The 24,759-nt window shown below is 67.1% G+C and carries 18 protein-coding genes and 7 tRNA genes; 20 read left to right on the forward strand and 5 right to left on the reverse strand.

Annotated features, from left to right (window positions below; all coding sequences use genetic code 11):
* The first annotated feature begins 376 nt into the window (after positions 1–376).
* From AC3FMM_RS06170 to AC3FMM_RS06205, 8 genes are all read left to right on the forward strand, one after another.
* Entirely contained in the window at positions 377–1,642 is a 1,266-nt protein-coding gene (locus AC3FMM_RS06170; RefSeq protein WP_488686300.1) for a GGDEF domain-containing protein, read from the forward strand.
* 51 nt (positions 1,643–1,693) lie between these two features.
* Positions 1,694–1,770 (forward strand) — tRNA-Arg (locus tag AC3FMM_RS06175).
* Between the two features lie 298 nt (positions 1,771–2,068).
* Entirely contained in the window at positions 2,069–3,172 is a 1,104-nt protein-coding gene (locus tag AC3FMM_RS06180) for an AI-2E family transporter (RefSeq protein WP_115710042.1), read from the forward strand.
* A 17-nt stretch (positions 3,173–3,189) separates the two neighbouring features.
* Positions 3,190–4,731: an efflux transporter outer membrane subunit gene (locus AC3FMM_RS06185; RefSeq protein ID WP_115710040.1), complete on the forward strand. Its 1,542-nt coding sequence runs from the start codon at positions 3,190–3,192 to the stop codon at positions 4,729–4,731.
* Between the two features lie 10 nt (positions 4,732–4,741).
* Positions 4,742–5,881 carry an HlyD family secretion protein gene (locus AC3FMM_RS06190; protein ID WP_115710038.1) on the forward strand — a complete coding sequence of 380 codons (1,140 nt, stop codon included), beginning with the start codon at positions 4,742–4,744 and terminating at the stop codon, positions 5,879–5,881.
* On the forward strand, positions 5,871–6,920 hold the full coding sequence (locus AC3FMM_RS06195) for a DUF2955 domain-containing protein (protein ID WP_115710036.1): 1,050 nt from the start codon (positions 5,871–5,873) through the stop codon (positions 6,918–6,920). Before AC3FMM_RS06190 ends, AC3FMM_RS06195 begins: the two co-directional genes overlap by 11 nt.
* An 11-nt stretch (positions 6,921–6,931) precedes the next feature.
* Positions 6,932–7,381 (forward strand): ion channel, encoded by a 450-nt coding sequence (locus AC3FMM_RS06200; protein WP_488686301.1) that lies wholly within the window; start codon positions 6,932–6,934, stop codon positions 7,379–7,381.
* Positions 7,382–7,570: 189 nt separating this feature from the next.
* Complete coding sequence (locus AC3FMM_RS06205) at positions 7,571–8,812, forward strand: MFS transporter (protein WP_116312753.1); 1,242 nt, start codon at positions 7,571–7,573, stop codon at positions 8,810–8,812.
* A 96-nt stretch (positions 8,813–8,908) separates the two neighbouring features.
* Here the strand turns inward: AC3FMM_RS06205 and fabI are convergent, their stop codons facing one another.
* Complete coding sequence (gene fabI, locus AC3FMM_RS06210) at positions 8,909–9,697, reverse strand: enoyl-ACP reductase FabI (protein WP_062800677.1); 789 nt, start codon at positions 9,695–9,697, stop codon at positions 8,909–8,911.
* A gap of 209 nt (positions 9,698–9,906) precedes the next feature.
* Here fabI and AC3FMM_RS06215 point away from each other — a divergent pair, with 209 nt between their 5' ends.
* The 5 genes from AC3FMM_RS06215 (at position 9,907) to AC3FMM_RS06235 (ending at position 16,791) form a co-directional block, all read left to right on the forward strand.
* A complete protein-coding gene (locus AC3FMM_RS06215; RefSeq protein ID WP_115710031.1) occupies positions 9,907–11,808 on the forward strand; it encodes an extracellular solute-binding protein in 1,902 nt (633 codons plus the stop codon).
* Between the two features lie 51 nt (positions 11,809–11,859).
* The gene (locus AC3FMM_RS06220; protein WP_488686302.1) at positions 11,860–12,909 is read left to right on the forward strand and encodes a microcin C ABC transporter permease YejB; all 1,050 of its coding nucleotides are present in this window, start codon (positions 11,860–11,862) and stop codon (positions 12,907–12,909) included.
* Entirely contained in the window at positions 12,906–14,042 is a 1,137-nt protein-coding gene (locus AC3FMM_RS06225; RefSeq protein WP_012353203.1) for an ABC transporter permease, read from the forward strand. The genes AC3FMM_RS06220 and AC3FMM_RS06225 overlap by 4 nt, the downstream gene beginning before the upstream one ends.
* On the forward strand, positions 14,039–15,700 hold the full coding sequence (locus AC3FMM_RS06230) for an ABC transporter ATP-binding protein (protein WP_115680553.1): 1,662 nt from the start codon (positions 14,039–14,041) through the stop codon (positions 15,698–15,700). Before AC3FMM_RS06225 ends, AC3FMM_RS06230 begins: the two co-directional genes overlap by 4 nt.
* A gap of 410 nt (positions 15,701–16,110) precedes the next feature.
* Positions 16,111–16,791, forward strand: coding sequence for a C40 family peptidase (locus AC3FMM_RS06235; protein WP_111517688.1), 681 nt, complete (start codon positions 16,111–16,113; stop codon positions 16,789–16,791).
* 74 nt (positions 16,792–16,865) lie between these two features.
* On the opposite strand, the gene AC3FMM_RS06240 is transcribed toward AC3FMM_RS06235, so the two are convergent.
* On the reverse strand, positions 16,866–17,795 hold the full coding sequence (locus tag AC3FMM_RS06240; protein WP_111518090.1) for a patatin-like phospholipase family protein: 930 nt from the start codon (positions 17,793–17,795) through the stop codon (positions 16,866–16,868).
* 260 nt (positions 17,796–18,055) lie between these two features.
* On the opposite strand from AC3FMM_RS06240, the gene gltX reads away from it, so the two are divergent.
* From gltX to AC3FMM_RS06275, 7 genes are all read left to right on the forward strand, one after another.
* Positions 18,056–19,456 carry a glutamate--tRNA ligase gene (gene gltX / locus AC3FMM_RS06245; RefSeq protein ID WP_115680552.1) on the forward strand — a complete coding sequence of 467 codons (1,401 nt, stop codon included), beginning with the start codon at positions 18,056–18,058 and terminating at the stop codon, positions 19,454–19,456.
* A gap of 293 nt (positions 19,457–19,749) precedes the next feature.
* Positions 19,750–19,825, forward strand: a tRNA-Ala gene (locus tag AC3FMM_RS06250).
* Between the two features lie 66 nt (positions 19,826–19,891).
* A tRNA-Glu gene (locus tag AC3FMM_RS06255) sits at positions 19,892–19,967 on the forward strand.
* Positions 19,968–20,036: 69 nt separating this feature from the next.
* Positions 20,037–20,113, forward strand: a tRNA-Asp gene (locus AC3FMM_RS06260).
* Positions 20,114–20,309: 196 nt separating this feature from the next.
* Positions 20,310–20,385 (forward strand) — tRNA-Ala (locus AC3FMM_RS06265).
* 105 nt (positions 20,386–20,490) lie between these two features.
* A tRNA-Glu gene (locus tag AC3FMM_RS06270) sits at positions 20,491–20,566 on the forward strand.
* 69 nt (positions 20,567–20,635) lie between these two features.
* A tRNA-Asp gene (locus tag AC3FMM_RS06275) sits at positions 20,636–20,712 on the forward strand.
* 231 nt (positions 20,713–20,943) lie between these two features.
* Here the strand turns inward: AC3FMM_RS06275 and AC3FMM_RS06280 are convergent.
* The 3 genes from AC3FMM_RS06280 to AC3FMM_RS06290 all read right to left on the reverse strand — a co-directional run bounded on the left by AC3FMM_RS06280 (position 20,944) and on the right by AC3FMM_RS06290 (position 24,721).
* Positions 20,944–22,293 carry an MATE family efflux transporter gene (locus tag AC3FMM_RS06280; RefSeq protein WP_115710028.1) on the reverse strand — a complete coding sequence of 450 codons (1,350 nt, stop codon included), beginning with the start codon at positions 22,291–22,293 and terminating at the stop codon, positions 20,944–20,946.
* Positions 22,294–22,420: 127 nt separating this feature from the next.
* On the reverse strand, positions 22,421–24,208 hold the full coding sequence (locus AC3FMM_RS06285; RefSeq protein ID WP_115710027.1) for an ArnT family glycosyltransferase: 1,788 nt from the start codon (positions 24,206–24,208) through the stop codon (positions 22,421–22,423).
* 252 nt (positions 24,209–24,460) lie between these two features.
* The gene (locus AC3FMM_RS06290) at positions 24,461–24,721 is read right to left on the reverse strand and encodes a type B 50S ribosomal protein L31 (protein ID WP_012353195.1); all 261 of its coding nucleotides are present in this window, start codon (positions 24,719–24,721) and stop codon (positions 24,461–24,463) included.
* Positions 24,722–24,759 lie beyond the last annotated feature (38 nt).

Consider the following 24,759-nt stretch of genomic DNA (forward strand, 5'->3'; position numbering starts at 1 on the left):
AATGTGCGTCGATGCCGATGGGTTCGGGTCGGACGAGTGCGCCGCAATGCTCCCCCTTCTGGCGGGGGCGCTTTGTCTTGACTTGGGTTTGCGCGCTGCGATAATCCGCACACCGCTCCAGTCCGACCGGCGTGCTGTTGGGAACGCCCGGTTTCGCGTAGTTCCTTCCGGACTGACCTGATCACCACAACAAGAACGGCGCTCCCCGCCCTGGGCGAGCGGCTCGGTCTGTCTGCGTTCGCCAATTGGCGGCACGGGCGGCCTGAAACAGGAGGTGCGGCATTCGATCACAACGATCCGGCACAGGATCGGCAAAACATGCAGGGAAGAGCGGTGGCATGCGGAGCGCCGCTGCTTGCCTTGGACGGGAATAAAGATGTTTCAGTCGCACGTGGTTGTGCTCATCGCGGGGCTGTTTGCCTTGCAGATGGCGGTGGTTTGCGTGGTGTTGCGCCGGTCGTCGGGCATGGAGCGCAGCGGCCTGACATCCTGGGCGCTGGGCAGCGTGCTGGCGGCCTTTGCCGCGGCGCTCGCGGCGGTGCAGGCATTGCGGCCGATGTGGCTGGTGCCGGAGTCGACCGACCTGGCGCTGCTTGCCGCGCTTTCGGTGATGGCAGTGGGCGCGCGGCACTTTGCGCAACGGCCGGGCCGTGCCGCGGGCCTGCTGGGGCTGAACCTCGCGGCCGCGGCAGCGGTGGCCTGGGGCGACCTGGCGCCGCGCTACCTGGCCACGACGGTGGCGCTGCCCGATCTGGCGCCGGTGCTGAGCGCCTGCCATATCGTGCTGCTGCTGGATCTCGCGCGCAGCGTGGTGCCGGCGGTGCCGGCAACGCGCGGCACCGGCCGGCTGGCGGCGTGGTCGCTGGCGGCGATCGTGATCGCCGCGGCGGCCATCAATGCCTGGACCGTGTTGCGGCCGCTGGCGGCACTGGCGCAGGGCGGCGCCTGGCCGCGGCCGATGCCGTGGGACGGCGAGCTGGCCGTGTTCAACGTCTTTGCCCTGGTGGGGGTGTCGGTCAGCTTTGCCCTGATGGCGCACGACCGGCTGCGCCGCATGCTGGAGCGGCGCGCGCGGCACGACGACCTGACCGATGTGCTGCTGCGCGGCGCCTTCTGGGAGGAACTGGAGGCCGCCTGCCTGCAGGCCGAGCGGCAGCGCAAGCCGATGACGGTCGCGTTTGTCGACCTCGACCACTTCAAGGCGATCAACGATGTCTATGGCCACCTGGCCGGCGACAGCGTGCTGCGGCACTTTGCCGGCCTGTTGCGCAAGACGCTCGGACACGGCGACCTGGCGGGGCGCCTGGGCGGCGAGGAGTTCGCCATCGTGATGCCGGATACCGCGCTGGAAACCGGCCGGCTTGCCTGCCTGCGGCTGGCCACGGCGGTGCGCGCCACGCCGTGCCCGTCGGAACCCGATCCGATTGCCTATACCGTCAGCATCGGCGTGGCCGCGCGCCAGCCCGGCGAGGGTGCCGATGCGCTGATGCGCCGCGCGGACGGCGCGCTGTATGACGCCAAGCTGAAGGGGCGCAACTGCGTGTCGCTGCACCCGGCGGGCGGCGATGCCGCGGAATCGGCCTCCGACTCCGCCGGCGCCGGCCGCTACGTCACGCGCGGCCAGCCCCGCGCCGCGTCCTGAGGCGCATCGCTTGTCACCGCGGCCGGGCGCTGCGGTAGAATGCACGCCTTCGCGTCCTTAGCTCAGTTGGATAGAGCACTCGCCTTCTAAGCGAGCGGTCAGAGGTTCGAATCCTCTAGGACGCGCCAAAGCCCACGGATTCGGGGCGCCGAATCGTCCCGGGTCCAGTCCCTGCCGCTTCGCCGACATCATCCCGGCGCCATCCTGCGGTTTCCCATGGGTTGTCCAAGGCCAGTCGCCAAGCCATATCGCAACGCATGGATGCCATGTAGCGATAGGCATACCTTTTGAGGTTGTCCAGGCCTCACCCCTCATCTAGACTGGATTTCATCCGTCCAAGCGGTCAGTACTTAACCTGACCTGCCGAATGCGCGGCGGCGCGGTTGCCGGTCCTGGGTCTTGGTGGTGATCTGCAGGGAGACAAGCATGATGCCTACGCCAACTTCGGAGCGCTTGCTGTCGCGCGGGCTACTCGATGTGCTGATCCGCGCGGGGCTGATCGCGGTGCTGGCGATCTTCTGCTTTCAGATATTCCGGCCCTTTCTCGATCTCATTGTCTGGTCGGTGATCCTGGCCGTGACCATCTATCCGCTGCAGGTCAGGCTCAGGCGCAAGCTGGGCAACAAGGACGGACGCGCCGCCACGCTGATCGTCCTGGCCGCGATTGCCATCATCGCGCTGCCGGCCTACCTGCTGGGCGCCGCCATGGTCGACTCGGTGGCCAGTGCCATGGCCATGGTCAAGAAAGAAGGCTTGCATATTCCGCCACCGGCCGAGTCGGTCGCCAGCTGGCCGCTGGTGGGCCAGCGCCTGTATGACGTCTGGCTGCAGGCCGCCTCCGACCTGACCGGCGTGATCCAGACCCACGCGCCCCAGGTGCGGGAAATCAGCCTGGCCGTGCTCGCCGCCGCGGCCGGCATCGGCAAGGGGCTGCTGATATTTGTCTTCGCCCTGATCATCGGGGGCATCTTCATGGCCTACGGCGAGGCCGGCAACCGTAGCGCCGTGCAGATTGCCGCGCGCGTCTTTGGCCCGGAGCGGGGCCAGCGCATCGCCTCGCTGTGCACGGCGACCATTCGCGCGGTGGCCCAGGGCGTGGTCGGTATCGCCTTTATCCAGATGCTGCTGGTCGGCGTTGCCTTCGTGGTCAAGGGTGTCCCGGCTGCGGGCGTGCTGGCCCTGGTGGTGCTGCTGCTGGGCATTGCGCAGTTGCCGGCCACGCTGATCACCGTGCCGGTGATCATCTATGTCTTTGCCAGCGAAGGGGCCAGCGTGGCCACCATCGTCTTCGCCATCTATGTGTTCGTGGCGGGGCTGGCCGATAACGTGCTCAAGCCGCTGTTGCTCGGGCGGGGCGTCGACGTGCCGATGCCGGTGGTGTTGATCGGCGCGCTGGGCGGGATGGTGACCGGCGGCGTGATCGGCCTGTTCATCGGCCCGGTGGTGCTGGCGGTCGGCTATCAGCTGTTCTGGCAATGGGTGGAAGATCCGCCGCCGCAGACCGAGCCTGGCAGCCAGCAACAGACCTGAAGCCATCCGGGCCGCCCATGACGCGCCGGCACCGTCCTCTGCGCGCATTGCTGGCCGCCGCGTGCTGCGTGGGGGGCTGCGCGCGCCTCGGGCCGGATTTCCAGCCGCAGCAGGAACCGTGGACGCAGCAGTGGCGCAGCCCGGCGCTCGAGCAGGCTACGGTGCAGCGAGCCCTGCCCGACATCCGCGAGTGGTGGCAGGTCTTCGGCGACCCGGCACTCGAACGCCTGATCGCCGAAGCCGATGCCCACAATGCCAGCCTGAAGATTGCCGGCCTGCGCGTAATGGAAGCGCGCGCCCAGCTGGGCATTGCCCAGAGCGGACGATTCCCCCAATTGCAGCAGGCCAGTGCCGACGTCCTGTACACAGATCGCCGGCAGGCCGGCGGCCGCAATCCTCAGAACAATCGCTTCTGGCAATACAGCGCGGGCTTCGACATCGGCTGGGAGCTGGATTTCTGGGGGCGCTTCAGCCGCGCCATCGAATCCGCCGATGCCGCCTACTTTGCGGCCCGCGCCAACCGCGAGGACGTGCTGGTGCTGCTGCGCGCCCAAGTCGCGGAGACCTACTTTGCCTTGCGCACGGCCGAGGCACGCCTGCGCATCGCCCGCGACAACGCGGCCCTGCAGCGGCGCAGCCTTGAAATCACCGAGCGGCTGTTCAAGAGCGGCGAGACCGACGAACTCGACCTGCAGCAAGCCAAGACCCAGTACCTGGGCACCCTGAGCACCGTCCCCGAATTCGAAAGCCAGATCACGCGCACCCGCAATGCCCTTGCGGTGCTGGTGGGCCGCCCGCCGGGGCCGTTGCCGGAGTTGCCGGAGCTGTCCGGCAAGGAGGGCCTGATGCCGCTGATCGATCGCGCCGTGCTGCAGGACGTGCCCGCCAGCCTGCTGCAGCGCCGGCCGGATATCCGCGCCGCCGAGTTGCAGATCGCCGCGCAATCGGCGCTGATCGGTGTGGCCGAGGCCGATCTCTATCCGTCGCTGACGCTGCTGGGCAGCATTGTCTGGTCCGCCAGCACACTGGCGGGCACGCCCAACAGCCTGGCGCTGGTCGGCGGGCCGAGCCTGCGCTGGAATGTGTTCGACTATGGCCGCATCAAGAACACCGTGCGGGTGCAGGACGCCCGGCTGCAGCAGTTGATCATCGCCTACCAGGATGCCGTGCGACAGGCGGCGCGCGAAGCCGACGATGCCGCGAGCGCGCTGATCAAGGCGCTGGAGCGTGAGCAGATCCTGCGTGACAGCGCGCTGGCCGCGAGGCGTTCGCTGACGCTGGCCAACGCGCTTTACCGCGAGGGCTACTCGGACTTCCAGCGCGTGCTGGATGCGCAGCGCGCGCTGGCGGCCCAGCAGGATGCCTACGTGGTCAACCGCAGCAATGCCGTCAGCGACCTGATCGCCGTGTACAAGGCGCTCGGCGGTGGCTGGTCCAGCGAACAGCCGCTGCTCGACCCTGCCACGCGCGAGCAGATGCGGCAACGTACTGACTGGGGAACCCTGCTCGACGAGCCAGGGTCCGCGCCGGTTTCCCTGTCAGGCAACGGTAATCCCTGAGCGAGTGCCGATGAACGACACCCCGCAGCCCTCCGAGGCGCCGACGCTTACGCCGACCCCCGCGCCGCCGCCGCCCGCGGCCGACTCGTCAAAGAAGGGCGTGCGCTGGGTGCTGCTGCTGATCGTGATCAGTCTCGCCTGGTACCTGCTGGCCGACCGCCTGACCCCGTATACGCAACAGGCGCGGGTGCAGGCCTTCGTGGTGCCGGTGGCCGCGGAAGTGTCCGGCCGCGTGACCAAGGTGCACGTGCGCAACAATCAGGACGTGGCGACGGGCACGGTGCTGTTCGAGGTGGATCCGCAGCAATACCGCATCGCGGTGGACCGCGCCCGTGCCGATCTGGAGTCGACGCGCCGGCAGATCGGGGCCAGCACGGCGGGTATCGAGTCGGCGCAGGCATCGCTGCGCGCGGCCCGTGCCAACGAAGTCAAGGCGCGGCAGGATAGCGAGCGCCTCGAGCGGCTGTACCGCGAGGACCCCGGCACCATCTCGCTGCGGCGCCTGGAGGTGGCGCGGGCCAGCCTGGAGCAGGCCGTCAGCCAGGTCGCCGCTGCCAGGGCCGAGGTTCAGCGTGCGCGCGAGCAGGAGGGCGGCAGCGACGCAGACAACGCCAAGCTGCGCAGCGCCGCCGCGGCGCTGGAAAAGGCCGAGCTGGACCTGGCCAACACGCAGGTGCGGGCGCGCGCCGCCGGGCTGGTCACCGACCTGCGCACCGATGTCGGCCAGTTTGCCGCGGCCGGCAATCCGGTCATGACGCTGATCGCCATCCACGATGTCTGGATCAACGCCGAAATGACCGAAAACAACCTCGGCCGCGTCGAGCCCGGCACGCCGGTTGCCATCGTGCTGGATGCCTTGCCGGGCAGGGTCTTCAAAGGCCGGGTGCGCAGCGTCGGCTACGGCGTCAACGCCGGGACAAGCACGCCGCCGGGCAGCCTGCCGACGGTGCAGAACAGTCGTGACTGGCTGCGCCCGGCGCAACGCTTCCCGGTCATTGTCGAGCTCGACCGCGGCGAGTTTCCCCCCCTGCGTGGCATTCGCGTGGGCGGGCAGGCCGAGGTCATGGCGTTTCCCACCGAGGGCAACCCGCTCAATCCGCTGGGCCGCTTGTTCCTGTACCTGATGAGCTGGCTTTCCTATGTCTACTGACAGCCAGGCGTCGCCATGGCCCGCGCGCGATCCACGCAGCCGACGTTGCCTGCGCCTGGCCAGCGGCACCGCGCTGTGCCTGACGATCAGCTTCGGACTGGCCCTGCCGGTGCCCATGGTCGCGCCGGTGCTCGGCGTGTTCCTGCTGGCGACGCTCAACCGGCCGATGTCGCTCGGGGCGGGACTGGGCCTGGCACTGGTGGTGATGCTGACCACCGGCATCGGCCTGCTGCTGATCCCCCTGCTGCGCCATTACCCTGCCAGTGGCGTGCTGCTGGTCGGCCTGTGCCTGTTCCTGGCCTTTCGCTACGGATTGCGCGGCGGCAACGGCCTGGTGTCGACCTTCCTGGTGGTGGGGCTGACCATGATCTCGGCGGCGGGCACCTTTGATTTCGGACTGGCGGTCACGGTGATCGAAGCGCTGGTCAAGGGACTGCTGGTCGCCCTGATGGCGCTGGGGATTGGTCACTGGCTGTTTCCCGAACCGGCTGGCGCGGGCGCGCCGCCTGCAGCCGCGGACCTGCCGGAAGAGCAGGCCGCCCGGATCGCGCTGCGCGCCGCGCTGGTGGTCATGCCGGCATTCCTGCTGGCGCTGAACGATCCGTCGGCCTACCTGCCGGTCATCATGAAGGCGGCCACGCTGGGCCGGCAAACCTGCACTACTTCGGCACGCGGCGCGGGGCGGGAACTGCTGGGGTCGACCCTGCTTGGCGGCGTGCTGGCGATCCTGTTCTGGGCCGCGCTCAGCCTGTTCGTGCACTTGTGGATGTACTTCCTGTGGATGCTGCTGTTTGGCCTGCTGGTGGGGCGCAGGCTGTATCGCCTGAGCCCGTCGCGGTACCCGCCAGGCTTCTGGGTCAACACCCTCGTGACCCTGATTATCCTGCTGGGCCAGTCCGTGCAGGACAGCGCCGCCGGGAAGGACGTCTATACCGCCTTTGCCGTGCGCATGGGCCTGTTTGTCGGCGTCACGCTGTATGCCTGGCTGATGGTCGCATGGCTCGATCAGCCCCGCGACGCGCGGCAATTGTCTGGATGAAAGGGGCGGTCATGCTGCACAACCTGGCGCTCGGCGTTCCCGTGATGCTGGCCTGCCTGCTGTTGCAGGCGGTGTTCGTGGCCGTCTGCCTGCGCTACTACGCGCGCTTCAAGCATGCGCGGCACGGGCACTTTTCGCTGGGCCAGGAAATCCTGCTGCTGTCGGTGGTGATGGTGCTGACCCTGAGCGGCAACTTCGTCCAGATGGCGATCTGGGCCATCCTCTTCATGCTGCTGGGCGAGTTCGCCGATTTCGCGACCGCGCTGTATCACTCGGGCGTCAACTTTGCCACGCTGGGCTATGGCGATATCGTCATGTCTCCCGCGTGGCGCCTGCTGGGGCCGCTGGAGGCGGCCAACGGCATCCTGATGTACGGCGTCTCCAGTTCCGTGATGACGGCGGCGGTGCTGGAGGTGATCAAGCAAAACCTGGCCAGCCTGGGCGAGGACGTCGAGCCATAGCGCCGGGATGCCGCGCCCGGGCCGGGCGCGTCGCGGTCCCGCGGGTGCGGGAGCAGCGCCGGCAGGATTCGCGTTTTTGCCGCACAATACGGCCTGCGCGCCGCACAGGAGCACGCTGGATCGATCAGAGGCGAGGACTACCTCGCCCGTCAGCGGGCGGCATTTCGTTGAACCCTGCAAATCCTGTACATGGCCGCCCCACATGCACAATCCGCCGCGGATCCCGACCGCGGCGCCGACGCTTCCCTGTCTTCCCGCGATCACCACCCGTCCGGCCCGCTGCCGCTACTGGCATTGGGGGTCGGCAGCTTCGCCATCGGCACCGGCGAGTTCGTCATCATGGGCCTGCTGCCCGATGCCGCCACCGACCTCGGCATCTCGATCCCGCAAGCCGGCCACCTGATCAGCGCCTATGCGCTCGGCGTGGTCGTCGGCGCACCGCTGCTGGCGGTGCTGGGCGCACGCTGGCCGCGGCGCAACCTGCTGATTGCCCTGATGGCGGTGTTTGCCGCCGGCAATATCGCCAGCGCGCTGGCGCCGTCGTACCTGTCGATGATGGTGGCGCGCCTGCTCACGGGCTTTCCGCACGGCACGTACTTCGGCGTCGCGGCGCTGGTCGCGGCCAGCCTGGTGCCGCGTGAGCGGCGCGCGCAGGCGGTGGGGCTGGTGATGCTTGGCCTGACCACCGCCACGCTGGTCGGCGTGCCGATCGCGGCCGCGGTCGGCACCTGGCTGGGCTGGCGTTCGGCCTTCGTGATCGTAGGCGCGCTCGGCGCGCTGACGGCGCTGCTGGTATGGCGCTGGGTGCCGTTCGTGCCGGCCGACCGTCGTGCCAGTCCGCTGCGCGAGTTGTCCGCACTCGGGCGCAAGCAGGTCTGGCTGACGCTGGGCATCGGTGCGATCGGGTTTGGCGGCATGTTCGCGGTGTTCAGCTATATCAAGCCGACCATGCTGGAGCTGGCGCATATGCCGGCGGCCGGCATCCCGGTGGTGCTGGCGCTGTTCGGCATCGGCATGGTGGCGGGCAACCTGGCCGGCGCGAAGCTCGCCGACAAGGCGTTGATGCCCACGGTGGGCGGGGTGCTGGTCTGGACCGCGCTGGTGCTGGGCGCCTTTACCTTGACCGCGTCGCACGCCTGGCTGGCCGCCTTCAATGTGCTGCTGGTCGGCACCGCCGTGGCGCTGGGCCCGGCGCTGCAGATCCGGCTGATGGACGTTGCAGGCGATGCGCAGACGCTGGCGGCGGCGCTCAACCATTCGGCCTTCAACCTGGCCAATGCGCTGGGCGCCTGGCTGGGTGGGCTGACCATTGCCGCCGGCTTCGGCTGGGAATCGACCGGCTGGGTCGGCCTGCTGCTGGCGCTGGGCGGGCTGGTGATCTATGCCTGGTCGATGCTGAGCATGGAGCGGCGCGTCCCCGCCGCGGCGTAGCAGGCTGGTGTGTACGCCTGGTCGGAATCCCGAAGCAAAAAAGGGGGTGCCATAACGGCACCCCCTTTTTTATCGCGCGAGTTGCCGGCGCCGGATTTACTCCGCGTCGGCCACGCTCGCGCCGACCACGTTGAAGCCACCATCGACATAGGTGATCTCGCCGGTCACGCCGCTGGCCAGGTCCGACAGCAGGAAGGCGGCGACGTTGCCGACTTCTTCGATGGTGACATTGCGGCGCAGCGGCGCGGCTTGCTCGAAGTGGCCGAGCAGCTTGCCGAAGCCCTTGATGCCCGAAGCGGCCAGGGTCTTGATCGGGCCGGCCGAGATGCCGTTGGCACGGATCCCGCGCGGGCCGACCGACGAGGCCAGGTAGCGCACGCTGGCTTCGAGCGAGGCCTTGGCCAGGCCCATGGTGTTGTAGTTGGGGACCACGCGCTCGGCGCCGAGGTAAGTCAGCGTCAGCAGCGAGGCCTTGTCCGACAGCAGCGGCAGGGCGGCCTTGGCCAGCGCCGGGAAGCTGTACGCGGAAATATCGTGGGCGATGCGGAAGCCTTCGCGCGACAGGCCGTCGAGGAAATCGCCCGCGATCGCTTCACGCGGCGCGAAGCCGATCGAATGCACCAGGCCGTCAAACTTTTCCCAGCGCTGGCCCAGCGCGGCGAAGGTGGCGGCAATCTGCTCGTCGCTGCCGACGTCGCATTCGAAAACCAGGTCGCTGCCGAATTCCTTGGCAAAGTCGCTGATCCGGTCCTTGAACCGTTCGCCGACGTAGGTGAAGGCCAGTTCGGCGCCTTCGCGCTTGCACGCCGAGGCAATGCCGTAGGCGATCGAGCGGTTCGAAAGCAAGCCGGTGATCAGGATCCGCTTACCTGCCAGAAATCCCATAAATTCTCCAAGGTGGTGTATCAGGCACGCTTCGTGCGTCCGCCGTGCGGCCGTGCGGGTGCCGGGCTGTCCTGCGGCCCTTTTATTGCGCCGCGCAGAGGGAATGTCCGGATGGCTGGGGCCACCCCGGACGCATGTAAAATTGTCTCATACTTGGCCCGGCCGCAGAACGCCGGGCCCCACAGGTGACAGTGGAGGAATCCAACAGGATGCCTATTCAAGCACGTTGGCCGCTTCAGGCGGCATGGCAGTGCTTCCGGCGGGATGCAGTACTGCGTGGTTGGGCGGCAATGAAGCTGGCGCTGACGCTGGCGGCGGGGGTCTCGCTCTTTTCTGATCCGGCATGGGCGGCGCATGGCTTTGCGCTGCATGGGGACCTGAAGTACCAGCCGAATTTCTCGCACTTCGAATACGCCAATCCCAACGCGCCGGTCGGCGGCACGCTGACGCTCGCCAATCCTGACCGGCGCACCAGCTTCGACAAGTTCAATCCGTTCACGCTCAAGGGCACTTCGGCCCCGGGCCTGAACGCGCTGATGTTCGAGTCGCTGCTGATCAGCAGCGCCGACGAAAGCGCCAGCGCCTACGGCTTGCTGGCCGAGGACGTCACGGTGGCGCCCGACGAGTTGTCGGTCACCTTCACGATCCGCCCGCAGGCGCGCTTCTCCAATGGCGATCCGGTGCTGGCCTCGGACGTCAAGTACTCCTACGACATGCTGATGAGCAAGGCCTCGAGCCCGGGCTATCGCAGCATGTGCACCGACGTGAAGGCGGTGGTCGTGACCGGCGAGCGCACCGTGCGCTTCGATTTCAAGCAGCGCAACCGCGAGCTGCCGCTGATCGTCGGCTCGCTGCCGGTGTTCTCGCGCAAGTGGACCGCCAAGGTTCCGTTCGAGAAGCTGACCTTCGAGCCGCCGGTGACCAGCGGCCCCTACCTGATCGAGCGTTTCGACGCCGGCCGCGGCATCATCTTCCAGCGCGACCCGAAGTACTGGGGCAAGGACCTCGCGGTGCGGCGCGGCACCTTCAATTTCGCGCGCGTGGTCTACCGCCTGTACAAGGACGAGACCGCCCGCCTCGAGGCCTTCAAGGCCGGCGAGTTCGACGCCATCGTCGAATACAAGGCCAAGAACTGGGCCAAGAGCTACCAGGGCACGCGCTTTCGCAACGGCGAGCTGCTCAAGACCGAGTTCCCGCACCGCAACGGCGCCGGCATGCAGGGCTATGTCATGAACCTGCGCAAGCCGGTGTTCCAGGACGTGCGCGTACGCCAGGCGCTGATCCTCGCGCTGGATTTCGAATGGCTCAACCGGCAGCTGTTTTACGGCGCCTACAAGCGCCTGGACAGCTGGTTCTCCAACAGCGAACTGTCGGCCAGTGCTACCTTCGACGGCCGTCCCGGTCCCGGCGAAATGCAGCTGCTCGAACCGCTGCGCGCGCAGCTGCCGCCGGAGGTGTTCGGCCCCGACGTGGTCCAGCCCAGCACCGCGCCGCCGCGCTCGCTGCGCGACAACCTGCGCCTGGCGCGGCGCCTGCTGGCCCAGGCCGGCTGGACCTATACCGACGGCGCGCTGCGCAACGCCAAGGGCGAGCCGCTGGTATTCGAGTTCCTCGACGACGGCGGCGCCATGAGTCGCGTGATCACCACCTACGTGCGCAACCTCGAGAAGCTCGGCATCCAGGTGCACCAGCGCACCACGGATTTCGCGCTGTACCAGAAGCGGCTCGAAGACTTCGACTTCGACATGGTGTCGATCCGCTTCCCCGATTCGCAAAGCCCGGGCAATGAGCTGCGCGACCGCTTCTCCAGCGAGGCCGCCGGCACGCCTGGCTCCGACAACCTGTTCGGGCTGAAGTCGCCGGTGGTCGACAAGCTGGTCGACAACGTGCTGCGCGCCGATACCCGGCAGGAACTGGTCACCGCCGGCCGCGCGCTCGACCGGGTACTGATGCATGGCTATTACATCGTGCCGAACTGGTACAGCGCGTCGCACCGGGTCGCCTACCGCAAGACGCTGGCGTACCCGGAGCGGCTGCCGTATTTCTACACGGCGGAAGGCTGGATCCTCAGCCACTGGTGGCGCACCGACATGCAGGCGCAAGCCCGCTGAGGCGCTCAGGCGCTGGCAGCTTCAGCGCGGACAAGGAAAGAGACGGCCCCCATGCTTGCCTATCTGCTTAAACGCATTCTGCTGATGATTCCGACGCTGGTCGGGGTCATCACGCTGACCTTCGTCGTGATCCAGTTCGTGCCGGGCGGCCCGGTCGAGCAGATGATGATGGAGCTGAAAGGGCGCGGCGGCGCTGGCGAAGCCAGCGGCGGTGGCGCCGAATACCGCGGGCGGCGCGGCGTCGACCCCGACAAGATCAAGGAGATCCAGGCGCTCTACGGCTTCGACAAGCCGCCGCTGGAGCGCTACTTGCTGATGCTCAAGCGCTTTGCCCAGTTCGACCTGGGCCAGAGCTATTTCCAGCACCGCAGCGTATGGGAGCTGGTCAAGTCCAAGCTGCCGGTATCGGTCAGCCTGGGCCTGTGGACCTTCTTCCTGACCTACCTGATATCGGTGCCGCTCGGCATCTCGAAGGCGATCCAGGCGGGCAGCCGCTTCGACGTGGTGACCAGCGTCATCGTGCTGGTGGGCTATGCCATTCCCGGCTTCGTGCTGGGCGTGCTGCTGCTGGTGTTGTTCGGCGGCGGCACCTTCGTGCAGTGGTTCCCGCTGCGCGGGCTGACTTCCGACAACTGGGAGCAGCTGTCGCTGATGGGCAAGGTGATGGACTACCTGTGGCACCTGGTGCTGCCGATCACCGCGTCGGTGGTGGGCAGCTTTGCGGTCGTGACCATGCTGACCAAGAACGCCTTCCTCGAGGAAATCCGCAAGCAGTATGTGCTGACCGCGCGCGCCAAGGGCCTGGGCGAGCGCCGCGTGCTGTGGAAGCACGTCTTCCGCAATGCCCTGATCCCGCTGGTGACGGGCTTCCCGGCGGCGTTCATCGGCGCCTTCTTTACCGGCTCGCTGCTGATCGAGACGCTGTTCTCGCTCGACGGGTTGGGCCTGCTGTCTTATGAGGCGGTGCTGCGGCGCGACTACCCGGTGGTGCTCGGCACGCTCTACCTGTTCACGCTGATCGGGCTGGTCACGCGCCTGATCTCCGACGTCTGCTACGTGCTGGTGGATCCGCGCATCCACTTCGAGGGCTTGCATCGATGAAACCGTTCTCGCACGCGGCGCCCAACGGCCTGCCGCATTCGCCTTCGCCGCGCCAGCGCGCCTGGCAGCGCTTTCGCCGCAACCGGCGCGGCTACTGGAGCCTGGTGATCTTCGTCTTCATCTTCGTGCTCAGCCTCGGCGCCGAACTGCTGTCGAGCAACCGGCCGCTGGTGGTGCACTACAAGGGCGAATGGTATTTCCCCATCGTCAAGGTCTATCCGGAAACCACCTTCGACGGCGATTTCCCCACGCCGGCCGACTACCTGGACCCGTATATCCGCGACCGCATCACCACCAACGGCAATTTCGCGGTATTTCCGCTGAACCGGTATTCGTACGACTCGCTCAACTACTTCGCCAAGGAACCCAACCCGGCGCCGCCTTCAGCCGAGAACTGGCTCGGCACCGACGATCGCGGCCGCGACGTGCTGGCGCGGCTGCTGTATGGCTTCCGCGTGTCGGTGCTGTTCGCGCTGGCGCTGACCGTCATCGGGGTGCTGGTCGGCACCCTGACCGGGGCGCTGATGGGCTTCTTCGGGGGGCGCTTCGACCTGTTCTCGCAACGCGCCATCGAGATCTGGAGCTCGATGCCCGAGTTGTACCTGCTGATCATCTTCGCCTCCATCTTCGAGCCCAGCCTGGCGCTGCTGATCATCCTGCTGTCGCTGTTCGGCTGGATGGGCCTGTCCGACTACGTGCGCGCCGAGTTCTATCGCAACCGCTCGCTCGACTACGTCAAGGCCGCGCGCGCGCTCGGACTATCCAACGTGCAGATCATGTGGCGCCACATCCTGCCCAACAGCCTGACCCCGGTGATCACCTTCCTGCCATTCCGCATGAGCGCGGCCATCCTGGCGCTGACCAGCCTGGACTTCCTCGGCCTGGGCGTGCCGCCCACCACGCCCAGCCTGGGCGAGCTGCTGGCGCAGGGCAAGGCCAACCTCGACGCGTGGTGGATCTCGCTGTCGACCTTCGCGGTGCTGGTGGTGACGCTGCTGCTGCTCACCTTCATGGGCGACGCGCTGCGCGATGCCTTCGATACCCGGCTGGGCCTGGCCGCGCTGCGCGGCCGCGTCGAGCCCAAGGTTCCCGCCGGGGCGCCCACCGGCGCGGCACCGGAGGCCACGCCATGACCGCGGTGTCGCCGATGACCTTGCCGGACGTGGAGCCGGCGCCGATGCCCGCACCGGGTTCCATGCTGATGTGCGTGGACAAGCTGTCCGTCACCTTCGGCCATGGCGAGCATGCCACCCGCGCGGTGCGCGACGTCAGCTTCGACCTGCGCGCCGGCGAGCGCTATGCGCTGGTGGGCGAGTCGGGCTCGGGCAAGACCGTGACGGCGCTGGCCATGCTGCGGCTGGTGGAAGACGCGTACTACGATGGCGCGATCCGTTTCGAGGGCAAGAACCTGCTCGAGGTCTCCGACCGCGAGATGCGCGCGATCCGCGGTGCCGAGATCGCGATGATCTTCCAGGAGCCGATGACCGCGTTGAATCCGCTATACACCATCGGCAACCAGATCGTCGAGACCCTGGCCCTGCACGAAGGCCTGGACCGCCGCGCCGCGCGCGAGCGCGCCATTGCGCTGCTGGAGCGCACCGGCATCAGCGATGCCGCGCATCGCTTCGACAGCTTCCCGCACCAGCTCTCGGGCGGCCAGCGCCAGCGCGCCATGATCGCGATGGCGCTGGCGTGCCGGCCCAAGCTGTTGCTGGCCGATGAGCCGACCACGGCGCTGGATGTCACCATCCGCGCCCAGATCCTCGACCTGCTGCGCGACCTGCAGGCCGAGTTCGGCATGGCGGTGATGCTGATCACCCATGACCTCAACCTGGTGCGCGCCTTCGCGCAACGGGTGGGCGTGATGGAGAAGGGCGTGCTGGTGGAAACCGGCGAGACCGCCAGCGTGTTCGCCGCGCCCCAGCACCCCTATACCCGCAAGCTGATCGACAGCCGCCCGCGGCGCGAGGTGCTGCCGCTGGTGCCGCTGGCGCCGGTGCTGCTCGAGGCGAACAAGCTCGGCGTCAGCTATGCGCGCAAGCGCCGCGGCCTGGCAGGCTGGTTCGGCAAGGACCAGTTCGTGGCGGTCAAGGATGTCGACTTCCAGCTGCGCGAGGGCGAGACCCTGGGCATCGTCGGCGAATCCGGCTCGGGCAAGACCACGCTGGCGCATACCGTGCTGGCGCTGCAGCGCAAGAGCGCTGGCACCATCCATTTCCTGGGGCGCAGCTTCGACAGCGCCACGCGCGACGACCGCCGCAAGCTGCGCGCGCGCATGCAGGTGGTGTTCCAGGACCCGTTCGGCTCGCTGGCGCCGCGCATGACCATCGAGCAGATCGTCGGCGAAGGCCTGGCGCTGCACCAGCCCGGGTTGTCGCGCGAGGCCACGCGCCAGCGCGTGATCGAGGCGCTGCGCGAGGTCGGCCTCGACCGTACCGCGCTGGGCCGCTACCCGCACGAGTTCTCGGGCGGGCAGCGCCAGCGCATTGCCATCGCCCGCGTGCTGATCCTCAAGCCCCAGATACTGGTGCTGGACGAGCCCACCTCGGCGCTGGACGTGTCGATCCAGCAGCAGGTGCTGGCGCTGCTGTCCCAGCTGCAGCACAAGTACAACCTCAGCTACCTCTTCATCAGCCACGACCTGGCGGTGATCCGCGCCATGGCGCATCGCGTCATCGTGATGAAGGCGGGCGAGGTGGTCGAGGCGGGCGATACCGAAGTGGTGCTGGGGGCGCCGCAGCATCCCTATACGCGCAAGCTGATGGCGGCGGCGCAGGTCGGCGCAGCGTAACCGGCAGGGGTTGTTTGCCGCGGTGCGGCGACCATGCCGGCCTTCGCCGGCTAGCACCGAACGATATGATTAATCCGACAAAGAAGATGCGAAAACCGGTCTATATCGTTGATTCGGAAGTCAAATCCGTCGAATTTGTAACGAACTTTGACATGTGAATGACAACCCTTTACCATCCCGCCAGAACTAGTTTTGGGGGTGGTCCGCCCGGCGCATTTGCGCATGCCGCGCACAAATGCGGTGCGGCAGCCGGCACGACGGCCTGGCGCGAAGGTTGCGTAGGATTCGGCTCCATAGTTCACATGATGATCGCCCGACGTCATTGAAACGTTCGCGCGACATCCACCCAATACCCAGCTGCCCCGGACCTTGTGCCGGGGCTTGCTTTGGAACGATCAACAGGAGAACCAATGCAGCGATCGGTGCTTCATTCCCTGGCGCGCGCCGCCGTCGGATTTGCCCTTGCCTGCGGTGCGACTGTGTCGAATGGAGTGCTGGCGGATACGGTATTCAAGGATGCCGACACCCGTATCGAGTCCGCGGCCCAGGCCGTGGATGCGCATCCGGAAGGCAAGCGCGGCTTGCTGTCGTCGGTGGTGAATTCCACCAGCAACGTCGCCAGCAAGGCCGGCGACCTGGTCATGAACGCGCTGGGCCTGATCGGCGTGCGTTACCGCTTCGGCGGCAACACGCCCGAATCCGGCCTCGATTGCAGCGGCTTTGTCCGCTACGTGTTCCACGACACCTTCGGCTTCATGCTGCCGCGCCGCTCCGTCGAAATCAGCCGCGTCGGCACCACCGTGGCCACCAGCGACCTGCGTCCGGGCGACCTGGTGTTCTTCAACACCATGCGCCAGACCTTCTCGCATGTCGGCATCTATATCGGCGACAACAAGTTCGTGCATGCGCCGTCCACCGGCAGCAAGATCCGCGTCGACGACATGCGTGCGGCCTATTGGGTGACCCGCTACAACGGCGCCCGCCGCATCGACGAAGGTAAGGAGCGCAGTGCCGAGGGCCTGGGCGACATGGTCGAGACGCTCAAGCGCTACGATCCCAAGGCGGCGCGCGCGTCGATGTACGGCGGCTGACGGCTGGCGACGCGTCAAACGACAGAGGACTGCTGCGGCAGTCCTTTTTATTTTCCGAAGCAGCGGCGGCGCGGTTACTGTGCCGCGACCTTGCCGGCCGGCGCCAGCCGGGCCTGTTCCAGCCGCTGCCGCAGCGTTGCCATGACCGCCGCGGTCGCCTGCTCGCCCGCCAGCACGGCGCGGTTGCGCGCGTTGAAGTCGCTGCCGCCCATGTCGGGCAGCTCGGGCCGGATCACCACGTCGGCGCGCGCCAGCGCCATCTTGTTGATCGACTGACCCATGATCGCGGTGGTCTGCAGCAGCACGCCGCTCTGGCCGGCGTGCTGCTGCGCCGACGGGTCGGCCGAGATATTGACCGCGATGACGAAGTCCGCGCCCATGGCGCGCGCGGAATCCACCGGCACCGGCTCAACCAGGCCGCCGTCGACATAGTCGTGCCCCTGGATCGATACCGGCTGGAACACGCCCGGCACGCTGCTGGAAGCGCGCACGGCCTGGCCCGTGTTGCCGCGGCGGAACAGGATCTTGTCGCCGCTCTTCAGGTCGGTGGCGACGATGCCCAGCGGCAGCTTCATGGCTTCGATGGGGCGGTTCTGCACCAGCCGGTTGACGTAGTTCTGCAGCGCCTCGCCCTTGAGCCAGCCGCCGAAGCGGGTGCCGAACGGCAGCGCCCAGTCGGCAATCGCGGCTTCGTCCATGGTCAGGGCCAGCTTGTTCAGCTCGAAGCCATTGAGCCCGCTCGCGTACAGCGCCGCCACCACCGCGCCGGCGCTGGTGCCGGTGACCAGGTCGGCGCGAATGCCCTGGGCCTCGAGCGCCTTGATCACGCCGATATGGGCGAAGCCGCGCGCGGCGCCGCCGCCCAGCGCCAGGCCGATCTTGATGGGCCGCGGGGTGGGTGGGGAGGGCGGTGTGGTCGCGACCGGTGGTGCGGGGCGCGGGCCGAAGGCGCAGCCCGCCAGCAGGGCGGCGGCGGAGATGCCGAGAAAATGACGTCGTTGCATGCAGCGGGGGATCGGTAACAAGGTGGGACCGGCGGCGGCGATGCGATGCGGGTGCTTCTCCATCCACGTTCGCATCGCTCGGCCTGGCTGCCGGCCACAGCTCAGACCGGCGCAAGCATAAATGATTCCGCGCGGGGCCGGTGCGCGCAACGGGTCGGGCGAGGGGCGAGGCCCGGCAATACGCGTTGGTATAATGCAGGGCCCGCACATACACCAGCCTGCGCGCCACGACGCGCGGGCTTTCTTGTTTTCCCCTGACCATGACTCAACGCGTCCGCACCCGCTTTGCGCCGAGCCCGACCGGCTTCATCCACCTCGGCAACATCCGCTCCGCGCTCTATCCCTGGGCCTTTGCCCGCCGCATGCAAGGCGACTTCATCCTGCGCATCGAGGACACCGACGTCGAGCGTTCGTCGCAGGAAGCGGTGGACGTGATCCTGGAAAGCATGGCCTGGCTGGAACTGGATATCGACGAAGGGCCGTTCTACCAGATGCAGCGCATGGACCGCTATCGCGAGGTGGTGGCGCAGATGGTCGAGGCCGGGCTGGCCTACCGCTGCTACATGAGCACGGCCGAACTGGACGCGCTGCGCGAAGCCCAGCGCGAGCGCGGCGAGAAGCCGCGCTACAACGGCTTCTGGCGCCCGGAGCCGGGCAAGGTGCTGCCCGAACCGCCGGCCGGCGTGGATCCGGTGATCCGCTTCAAGAACCCCATCGGCGGCAGCGTGGTGTGGGATGACGCGGTCAAGGGCCGCATCGAGATTGCCAACGACGAACTCGACGACCTGGTGATCGCGCGCCCCGACGGCACGCCCACCTACAACTTCTGCGTGGTGGTCGACGATCTCGACATGCGCATCACGCACGTGATCCGCGGCGACGACCACGTCAACAACACGCCGCGCCAGATCAACATCATCCGCGCGCTGGGCGGCACGCCCCCGGTCTATGCCCATTTGCCGACCGTGCTCAACGAGCAGGGCGAAAAGATGAGCAAGCGCCATGGTGCGATGAGCGTGACCGGGTACCGTGACGAAGGCTACCTGCCGGAGGCGGTGCTGAACTATCTGGCGCGGCTGGGCTGGGCGCACGGCGATGCCGAGATCTTCTCGCGCGAGCAGTTCGTCGAGTGGTTCGACCTGGAACACCTGGGCAAGTCGCCCGCCCAGTACAACCCCGAGAAGCTGGCCTGGCTCAACAATCACTACATCAAGGTTGGTGACAACCAGCGCCTGGCCACGCTGACGCAGCCCTTTATCGAAGCGCTGGGCGGCAAGGTGGAAGGGGCGGATCTTGTCGGCGTGATCGCGCTGGTGAAGGACCGCGCCAACACGCTGAAGGAAGTCGCGCAGGCCGCGTTGCTGTTCTATCGCGGGGAGCCGCAGGCCGATGCCGCGCTCAAGGCGGAACACCTGACTCCGGAGATCCAGCCGGCGCTGGCCGCACTGTCGACCCGGCTCGCCGCGCTGCCGGCGTGGACCCGCGAAGAGATCAGCGCCACCTTCAAGGCCGTGCTGGCCGAGTTCGGGCTGAAGATGCCCAAGCTGGCCATGCCGGTGCGGCTGCTGGTGGCGGGGCAGCTGCAGACGCCGAGCATCGACGCGGTGCTGGAACTGTTCGGCCGCGACACGGTGCTGCGCCGCCTGGCCGCCGCGGCCTGAGCGCTGCCTCAAAAGACGCAAAAAAAAGTCCGGGCCGGGGCTTGCGCTTCGGCCAGGACTTGCGCATAATCTCGTTCTCCCTGCAGCGCGGCAGCTACAAAGCAGCCAAGCGGGCCGGCGGATCCGCAAGGATCCTTCGTTTTCTCTGGCCGGATTATTGAAGGGCAGGGCAAGCGAAAAAAGCTGAAACGGGAACTTGCAAAGATTAATGATTGATATATAATCTTGGCTTCGCTTGAAACGGTAGTTAATTCAGGCGAAAACGCAGCAAGTGCAGTAAATGGAAGTACCATGGGGCTATAGCTCAGCTGGGAGAGCGCTTGCATGGCATGCAAGAGGTCAGCGGTTCGATCCCGCTTAGCTCCACCAAGATTCAGGCTTCAGCCAGGCAGTATCGGTTGGTGCCAGACGGAACGTGTTGAAAGACAAGTTTCTGTCCCCTTCGTCTAGAGGCCTAGGACATCACCCTTTCACGGTGAGTACAGGGGTTCGAATCCCCTAGGGGACGCCAAAACAGCCGGGCGTAATCAGACGTCCAGCATGTCGTCTCAAGCGATAGCTTGAGCCGGCAGCCGACTAAGGAGTGGTAGTTCAGTCGGTTAGAATACCGGCCTGTCACGCCGGGGGTCGCGGGTTCGAGTCCCGTCCACTCCGCCAAAACTAAACCCGCATGGTGTATGCACCATGCGGGTTTTTCTTTTGGGTGAGGGATTATGTTTTGAATCGCGGTAAATGCAATAAAATATGTTGCATTCGTTGTGAAAATCGCTATATAATCTTGTCTTCGCTACAAACGCTGCGCAAGCGGCGGCGGCGAAAGAATCAGGCAGTAACCGTCCAGAGTATCGGATACGGGGCTATAGCTCAGCTGGGAGAGCGCTTGCATGGCATGCAAGAGGTCAGCGGTTCGATCCCGCTTAGCTCCACCAGAATCTGGGAAGCGTCTGAAAAGAAGCTTCCCAAGCGCGAAAAAGCCTGCTATGATGGCGGTCTTTCCAGCGCAAGACAGAAAACGCGTTGAAGAACAAGTTTCTGTCCCCTTCGTCTAGAGGCCTAGGACATCACCCTTTCACGGTGAGTACAGGGGTTCGAATCCCCTAGGGGACGCCAAAACAGCCGGGCGTAATCAGACGTCCAGCATGTCGTCTCGAGCAGTCGCTCGAGCCGGCAGCCGACTAAGGAGTGGTAGTTCAGTCGGTTAGAATACCGGCCTGTCACGCCGGGGGTCGCGGGTTCGAGTCCCGTCCACTCCGCCAATTTTGAAAAGCCCGCGCAAGCGGGCTTTTTTTTTTGTACGGAGTGGAGCGAGCCGCCTGCGCGGCTCGCGGCGGGACGAGAAGGGCTGCGCCTGCAGGCGCAGTAGCGGCCTGCGGCACGTAGGCGAGTCCCGTCCACTCCGCCAATTTTGAAAAGCCCGCGCAAGCGGGCTTTTTCTTTGCTACTCCTCAAATTTCTAGCCCCCCGCCTGGGGCGGCCTTGTGCGCGATTCAGTTTGCCGGATCCCTGCTGACCCGGCTGAAATACCGCACCAGCAGCACGCCGGCAATCGCCAGGCTGATGCTGTTGGCCAGCCAGAACCCGCTGGCGCCGCGCGTGAAGGCCGGCATGCCGTCGATCAGGCCGAAGCCCAGCACATATCCGCCCCCCAGGCCGATGCCCCACAGCGAGCCGGCGTAGATTACCGTGGGGATCAGCGCGATCTTGTACGCGCGCAGGATAAAGGCCGTCATCACCTGCACCGCGTCGAAGGCCTGGTAGAACGCCACGAACAGCACCAGCGGCAGCGCTGCGGCGACCACCGCGGGATCGCTGGCATAGGCGTCGAGCACGGGCTTGCGCAGCAGCCACAGCATCGCGCCGGTCAGCACCGCCAGCACCACCGCCATGCGGATGCCCCGCCAGGCGAGGCGGCTGGCCCCGGCCCGGTCGCGCGCGCCAAGGTGCTGCGCCACCAGCGTCGAGGTGGCAATGCCCAGCGACAGCGGCAGCATGTAGGCCACCGCGCCGAGGTTGGCGATAATCTGGTGACCGGCGAGCGTCACCGTGCCCAGGCGCGTGATGAAGATCGACATCAGCGTGAACGACGTGATCTCGATCAGGTAGGTCAGCCCCATCGGTACGCCCAGGCGCAACAGCGCACGCAGCGGCGCGGCGGCGGGCCAACTCCAGGTGAAGATGCGCAGCGCACGATAGGCGCTGCCATAACGCAGGATCAGCACCCCGGAGATGCACCAGGCCCAGCTGATCAGCGTCGAGGCCAGGCCGCAGCCGGGACCGCCCATCGCCGGCACGCCCAGGCCGCCATGAATGAACCAGGCATTGAGCGGCACCTTCAGTGCCAGCCCCGCGACCTGCAGCACCGTCACCATGATCGGCCGGGACAGCGCATTGTTCAGCGCCGAGTAGATGCGGAAGGCCAGGGCCGCCGGCAAGCCGAAGGCGCCGAAATGCAGGTAAGCGCTGGCCTTCTCCACCAGCTCCGGCGGCGCCTTGGCGAACGCCAGCAACGGTCCCGGAAAGGCCAGCAGCAGCACGCCCGGCACCGCCAGCGCCAGGCCAAGCCACGCTGCCTGCCGCACTTCCGCGCCGATGGCTTCGAGGCGGCCGGCGCCATAGAGCTGGCCGGCGATGGGTGAGAGCGCCTGCAGCACGCCCATCAGGCTGATATAGATGGTCACGTAGATCGACCCGCCCAGGCCCACGGCGGCGAGGTCGGTGGCGGACGCGCGTCCGGCCATCACGGTATCGATCACGCCGAAGGCGATCACGGCGAGTTGCCCGGCCAGCACGGGTGCGGCCAGGGCGGCAATGCGGCGAAGGTCTTGGAACAGTGTCATTCAGGGCTCGGCAGGGGCGGGCTGGAAATCCAGCCCCGCAGCCGCCTGCGGCCGGAATGGTTCGTGGGCGCGTCAGGCGCTGCGGTGTATCGGGGTGCGGCTAGTGGCGACGGCGAGCAGACAAGGCTTAAGGCTGGCGCGGCAGCCGGCGTCGCGGCAGGTCGGGGCGCGGGTGGACGGCGCGGGCGGTATCGACAAGGCGGTACATGCGGAAGCGCTCGTCACGGTCGGCCGGGCGCCGGCCTTCCCAGATCAGCCGCCACTCGAAGTGCGAGATATTGCCGGGCTCGCCGTAGTCGACCGAATCATGCCGCAGCAGCACGTCGCAGCCGTCGTTGGGCCCGCCGAAGCGAATATGGCCGAAGTAGGCGAACGACGCCAGCTGCGCATCGCCCATGCGGATCGGCTGCACGCACTGGTAGGCCGGCGGCAGCGCCATCGACGCCGCCTGGGCCACGTCGCGATAGGTCTTGCCGTAGTTGATCGAGGGCAGCCACAGCGTCATCGCCATGACCCACATCAGCGTGGTGCCTGCCGCCGAAATCACCACCGGGCGCCAGATCTGCTTGGGCGCGCGCGACAGGCGCCAGCGCACGATCAGCACCCAGGCCACGGTCGCCGCCAGCGCGAACACCACCGCCGCGATGGTGAATTCATGCTGGTAGCCCGGCAGCTGGCGGAACACGTTGCGCGCGATGCGCGGCGGCCAGCCGGTAGTCTTGGCGATCCACATGAACCAGACCGTGCCGCCGAAGATGGTGAAGAACAGCAGCGCGAACCAGTCGATGGCGTTGATCACGCCGCGCGCCAGCGTGGGCAGGGCAAAGGCGGCCAGCACGGCCATCGGCGGCAGCAGCAGGATGAACTGGACGTCGCCGGCACTGCGCTGCAGGAACAGCAGCACCACCACCGGCAGCAGCAGCGCCAGCGGCGCCGCGACATGGGGTGCCCGGCGCATGCCGGTCCAGGCGATCCAGGCCCAGCCCGCGATCGGCCACACCGGCCACGTGTACAGGAACAGGTTGCGCATGTTGAAGCCGAACGTCGCCATGTTCGGCGAGCCGTAGCTGCGGCGGTCATAGCGCGACCATTCGCGGATAAAGGTCACGGCCTCGTTGCGGTCGGCCGCGCCGAAATAGGCGGCCGCCAGCCATGCCGCCACGATCAGCAGCGCCAGCGGAATCGCGACGGCGGCAAGCCGTCGCCATGGCAGCGGCTTGCACACCAGCGCGCACACCGCGGTGCCGAGCAGCAGCGCCAGCGCCAGCAGCGGCCCGCTGGCCAGCGTCAGGCCGCCCAGCGCGGCGCCATAGATCAGGCTGCCCTGGGTGGGCTTGTCGAGGCTGCGCACCATGCCGTACAGCGCCAGCGCGATGAACGCGACCTGGCCGACCTGCGGCGTGGTCTCGTGCCCGCGCATGGCCAGGCCCACGCAGGCGAGGAAGATCAGCAGCGCACCGTCGGCCAGCGTGCGGCCGTAGTCGCGCGCATTGGGCTGGCCGCCGAAGGCATAGGCAAAGGGCTGGACCTCATCGCGCCGGCCCAGCAGGTAGGTGGTGTACCAGATGCAGGCGCAGGTGGCGAAGAAGAACAGCGCCGTCGCCAGCCGCGCCGCGTCGGTCGCGCCCAGCCAGCCGCCAAAGCCGCGGATCATCAGCGCGCCGATCCAGAACACCAGCGGACCGTCCTCGCTGTACGGGCGGCCGACGATGTTCGGCATCAGCCAGTCGTGCGTGCTGCCAGTGGCGAGTTGCCACATCACGCCGAAGCCGGCGGCGTCCTCGTTCTTCCACGGGTCGCGCCCGAACAGGCCGACCAGGCCGTAGATGATGCAGATGGCCAGCAGCAGCGCGCGCGGCAGTGCACCGGTGGCGGCTGCGGTCAACTGGACGGGTGAGGTGTTGGCTTGACGCATCGATGCTCAGGTCGGGCCGTGGCGCCATGGCGCGAAGGCCACAGTATCGCGCATGCGGCGGCCGCGTGGCCGTGGCATGGCGTGGAAGCCTCACGGAATGTGGGGGTAAATCCGAATGGCGGGCGGGGTCGGTGGCGCTGGCCAAAGCGCTCCGGCACAAATGCAAAGAGGCAGCCGATGCTGCCTCTTTGCTGGTTCGCGCACGCCCGGAACTTGTCCGCGGCTGGCGCGAAGCGGGGTCGCTGAAAGCGATTACTTCGCAGCCTTGCCCAGCTTGTTGCCGAACTTCTGGCGGAACTTTTCGACGCGGCCGGCGGTGTCCATGATCTTCTGGGTGCCGGTGTAGAACGGGTGCGATTCCGACGAGACTTCGATCTTGGCCAGCGGGTATTCCTTGCCGTCCTTCACGATCGTGTCCTTGGTCTGGATGGTCGAGCGGGTGATGAAGCTGAAGTCGCTGGACATGTCCTGGAACACGACTTCGCGGTAATTCGGGTGAATGCCTTCTTTCATGATGAGTCCTTTCTGGTTGGGTAGCCAGTCCGTTGTAA

It is taken from the genome of Cupriavidus sp. 207A1, assembly GCF_057798955.1.

Excerpts from the sequence above, each read along its gene's own strand:
- AC3FMM_RS06170 (WP_488686300.1), top strand. The coding sequence starts at position 377 with ATGTTTCAGTCGCACGTGGTTGTGCTCATCGCGGGGCTGTTTGCCTTG.
- AC3FMM_RS06180 (WP_115710042.1), top strand. The coding sequence starts at position 2,069 with ATGATGCCTACGCCAACTTCGGAGCGCTTGCTGTCGCGCGGGCTACTC.
- AC3FMM_RS06185 (WP_115710040.1), top strand. The coding sequence starts at position 3,190 with ATGACGCGCCGGCACCGTCCTCTGCGCGCATTGCTGGCCGCCGCGTGC.
- AC3FMM_RS06190 (WP_115710038.1), top strand. The coding sequence starts at position 4,742 with ATGAACGACACCCCGCAGCCCTCCGAGGCGCCGACGCTTACGCCGACC.
- AC3FMM_RS06195 (WP_115710036.1), top strand. The coding sequence starts at position 5,871 with ATGTCTACTGACAGCCAGGCGTCGCCATGGCCCGCGCGCGATCCACGC.
- AC3FMM_RS06200 (WP_488686301.1), top strand. The coding sequence starts at position 6,932 with ATGCTGCACAACCTGGCGCTCGGCGTTCCCGTGATGCTGGCCTGCCTG.
- AC3FMM_RS06205 (WP_116312753.1), top strand. The coding sequence starts at position 7,571 with ATGGCCGCCCCACATGCACAATCCGCCGCGGATCCCGACCGCGGCGCC.
- fabI (WP_062800677.1), bottom strand. The coding sequence starts at position 9,697 with ATGGGATTTCTGGCAGGTAAGCGGATCCTGATCACCGGCTTGCTTTCG.
- AC3FMM_RS06215 (WP_115710031.1), top strand. The coding sequence starts at position 9,907 with ATGCCTATTCAAGCACGTTGGCCGCTTCAGGCGGCATGGCAGTGCTTC.
- AC3FMM_RS06220 (WP_488686302.1), top strand. The coding sequence starts at position 11,860 with ATGCTTGCCTATCTGCTTAAACGCATTCTGCTGATGATTCCGACGCTG.
- AC3FMM_RS06225 (WP_012353203.1), top strand. The coding sequence starts at position 12,906 with ATGAAACCGTTCTCGCACGCGGCGCCCAACGGCCTGCCGCATTCGCCT.
- AC3FMM_RS06230 (WP_115680553.1), top strand. The coding sequence starts at position 14,039 with ATGACCGCGGTGTCGCCGATGACCTTGCCGGACGTGGAGCCGGCGCCG.
- AC3FMM_RS06235 (WP_111517688.1), top strand. The coding sequence starts at position 16,111 with ATGCAGCGATCGGTGCTTCATTCCCTGGCGCGCGCCGCCGTCGGATTT.
- AC3FMM_RS06240 (WP_111518090.1), bottom strand. The coding sequence starts at position 17,795 with ATGCAACGACGTCATTTTCTCGGCATCTCCGCCGCCGCCCTGCTGGCG.
- gltX (WP_115680552.1), top strand. The coding sequence starts at position 18,056 with ATGACTCAACGCGTCCGCACCCGCTTTGCGCCGAGCCCGACCGGCTTC.
- AC3FMM_RS06280 (WP_115710028.1), bottom strand. The coding sequence starts at position 22,293 with ATGACACTGTTCCAAGACCTTCGCCGCATTGCCGCCCTGGCCGCACCC.
- AC3FMM_RS06285 (WP_115710027.1), bottom strand. The coding sequence starts at position 24,208 with ATGCGTCAAGCCAACACCTCACCCGTCCAGTTGACCGCAGCCGCCACC.
- AC3FMM_RS06290 (WP_012353195.1), bottom strand. The coding sequence starts at position 24,721 with ATGAAAGAAGGCATTCACCCGAATTACCGCGAAGTCGTGTTCCAGGAC.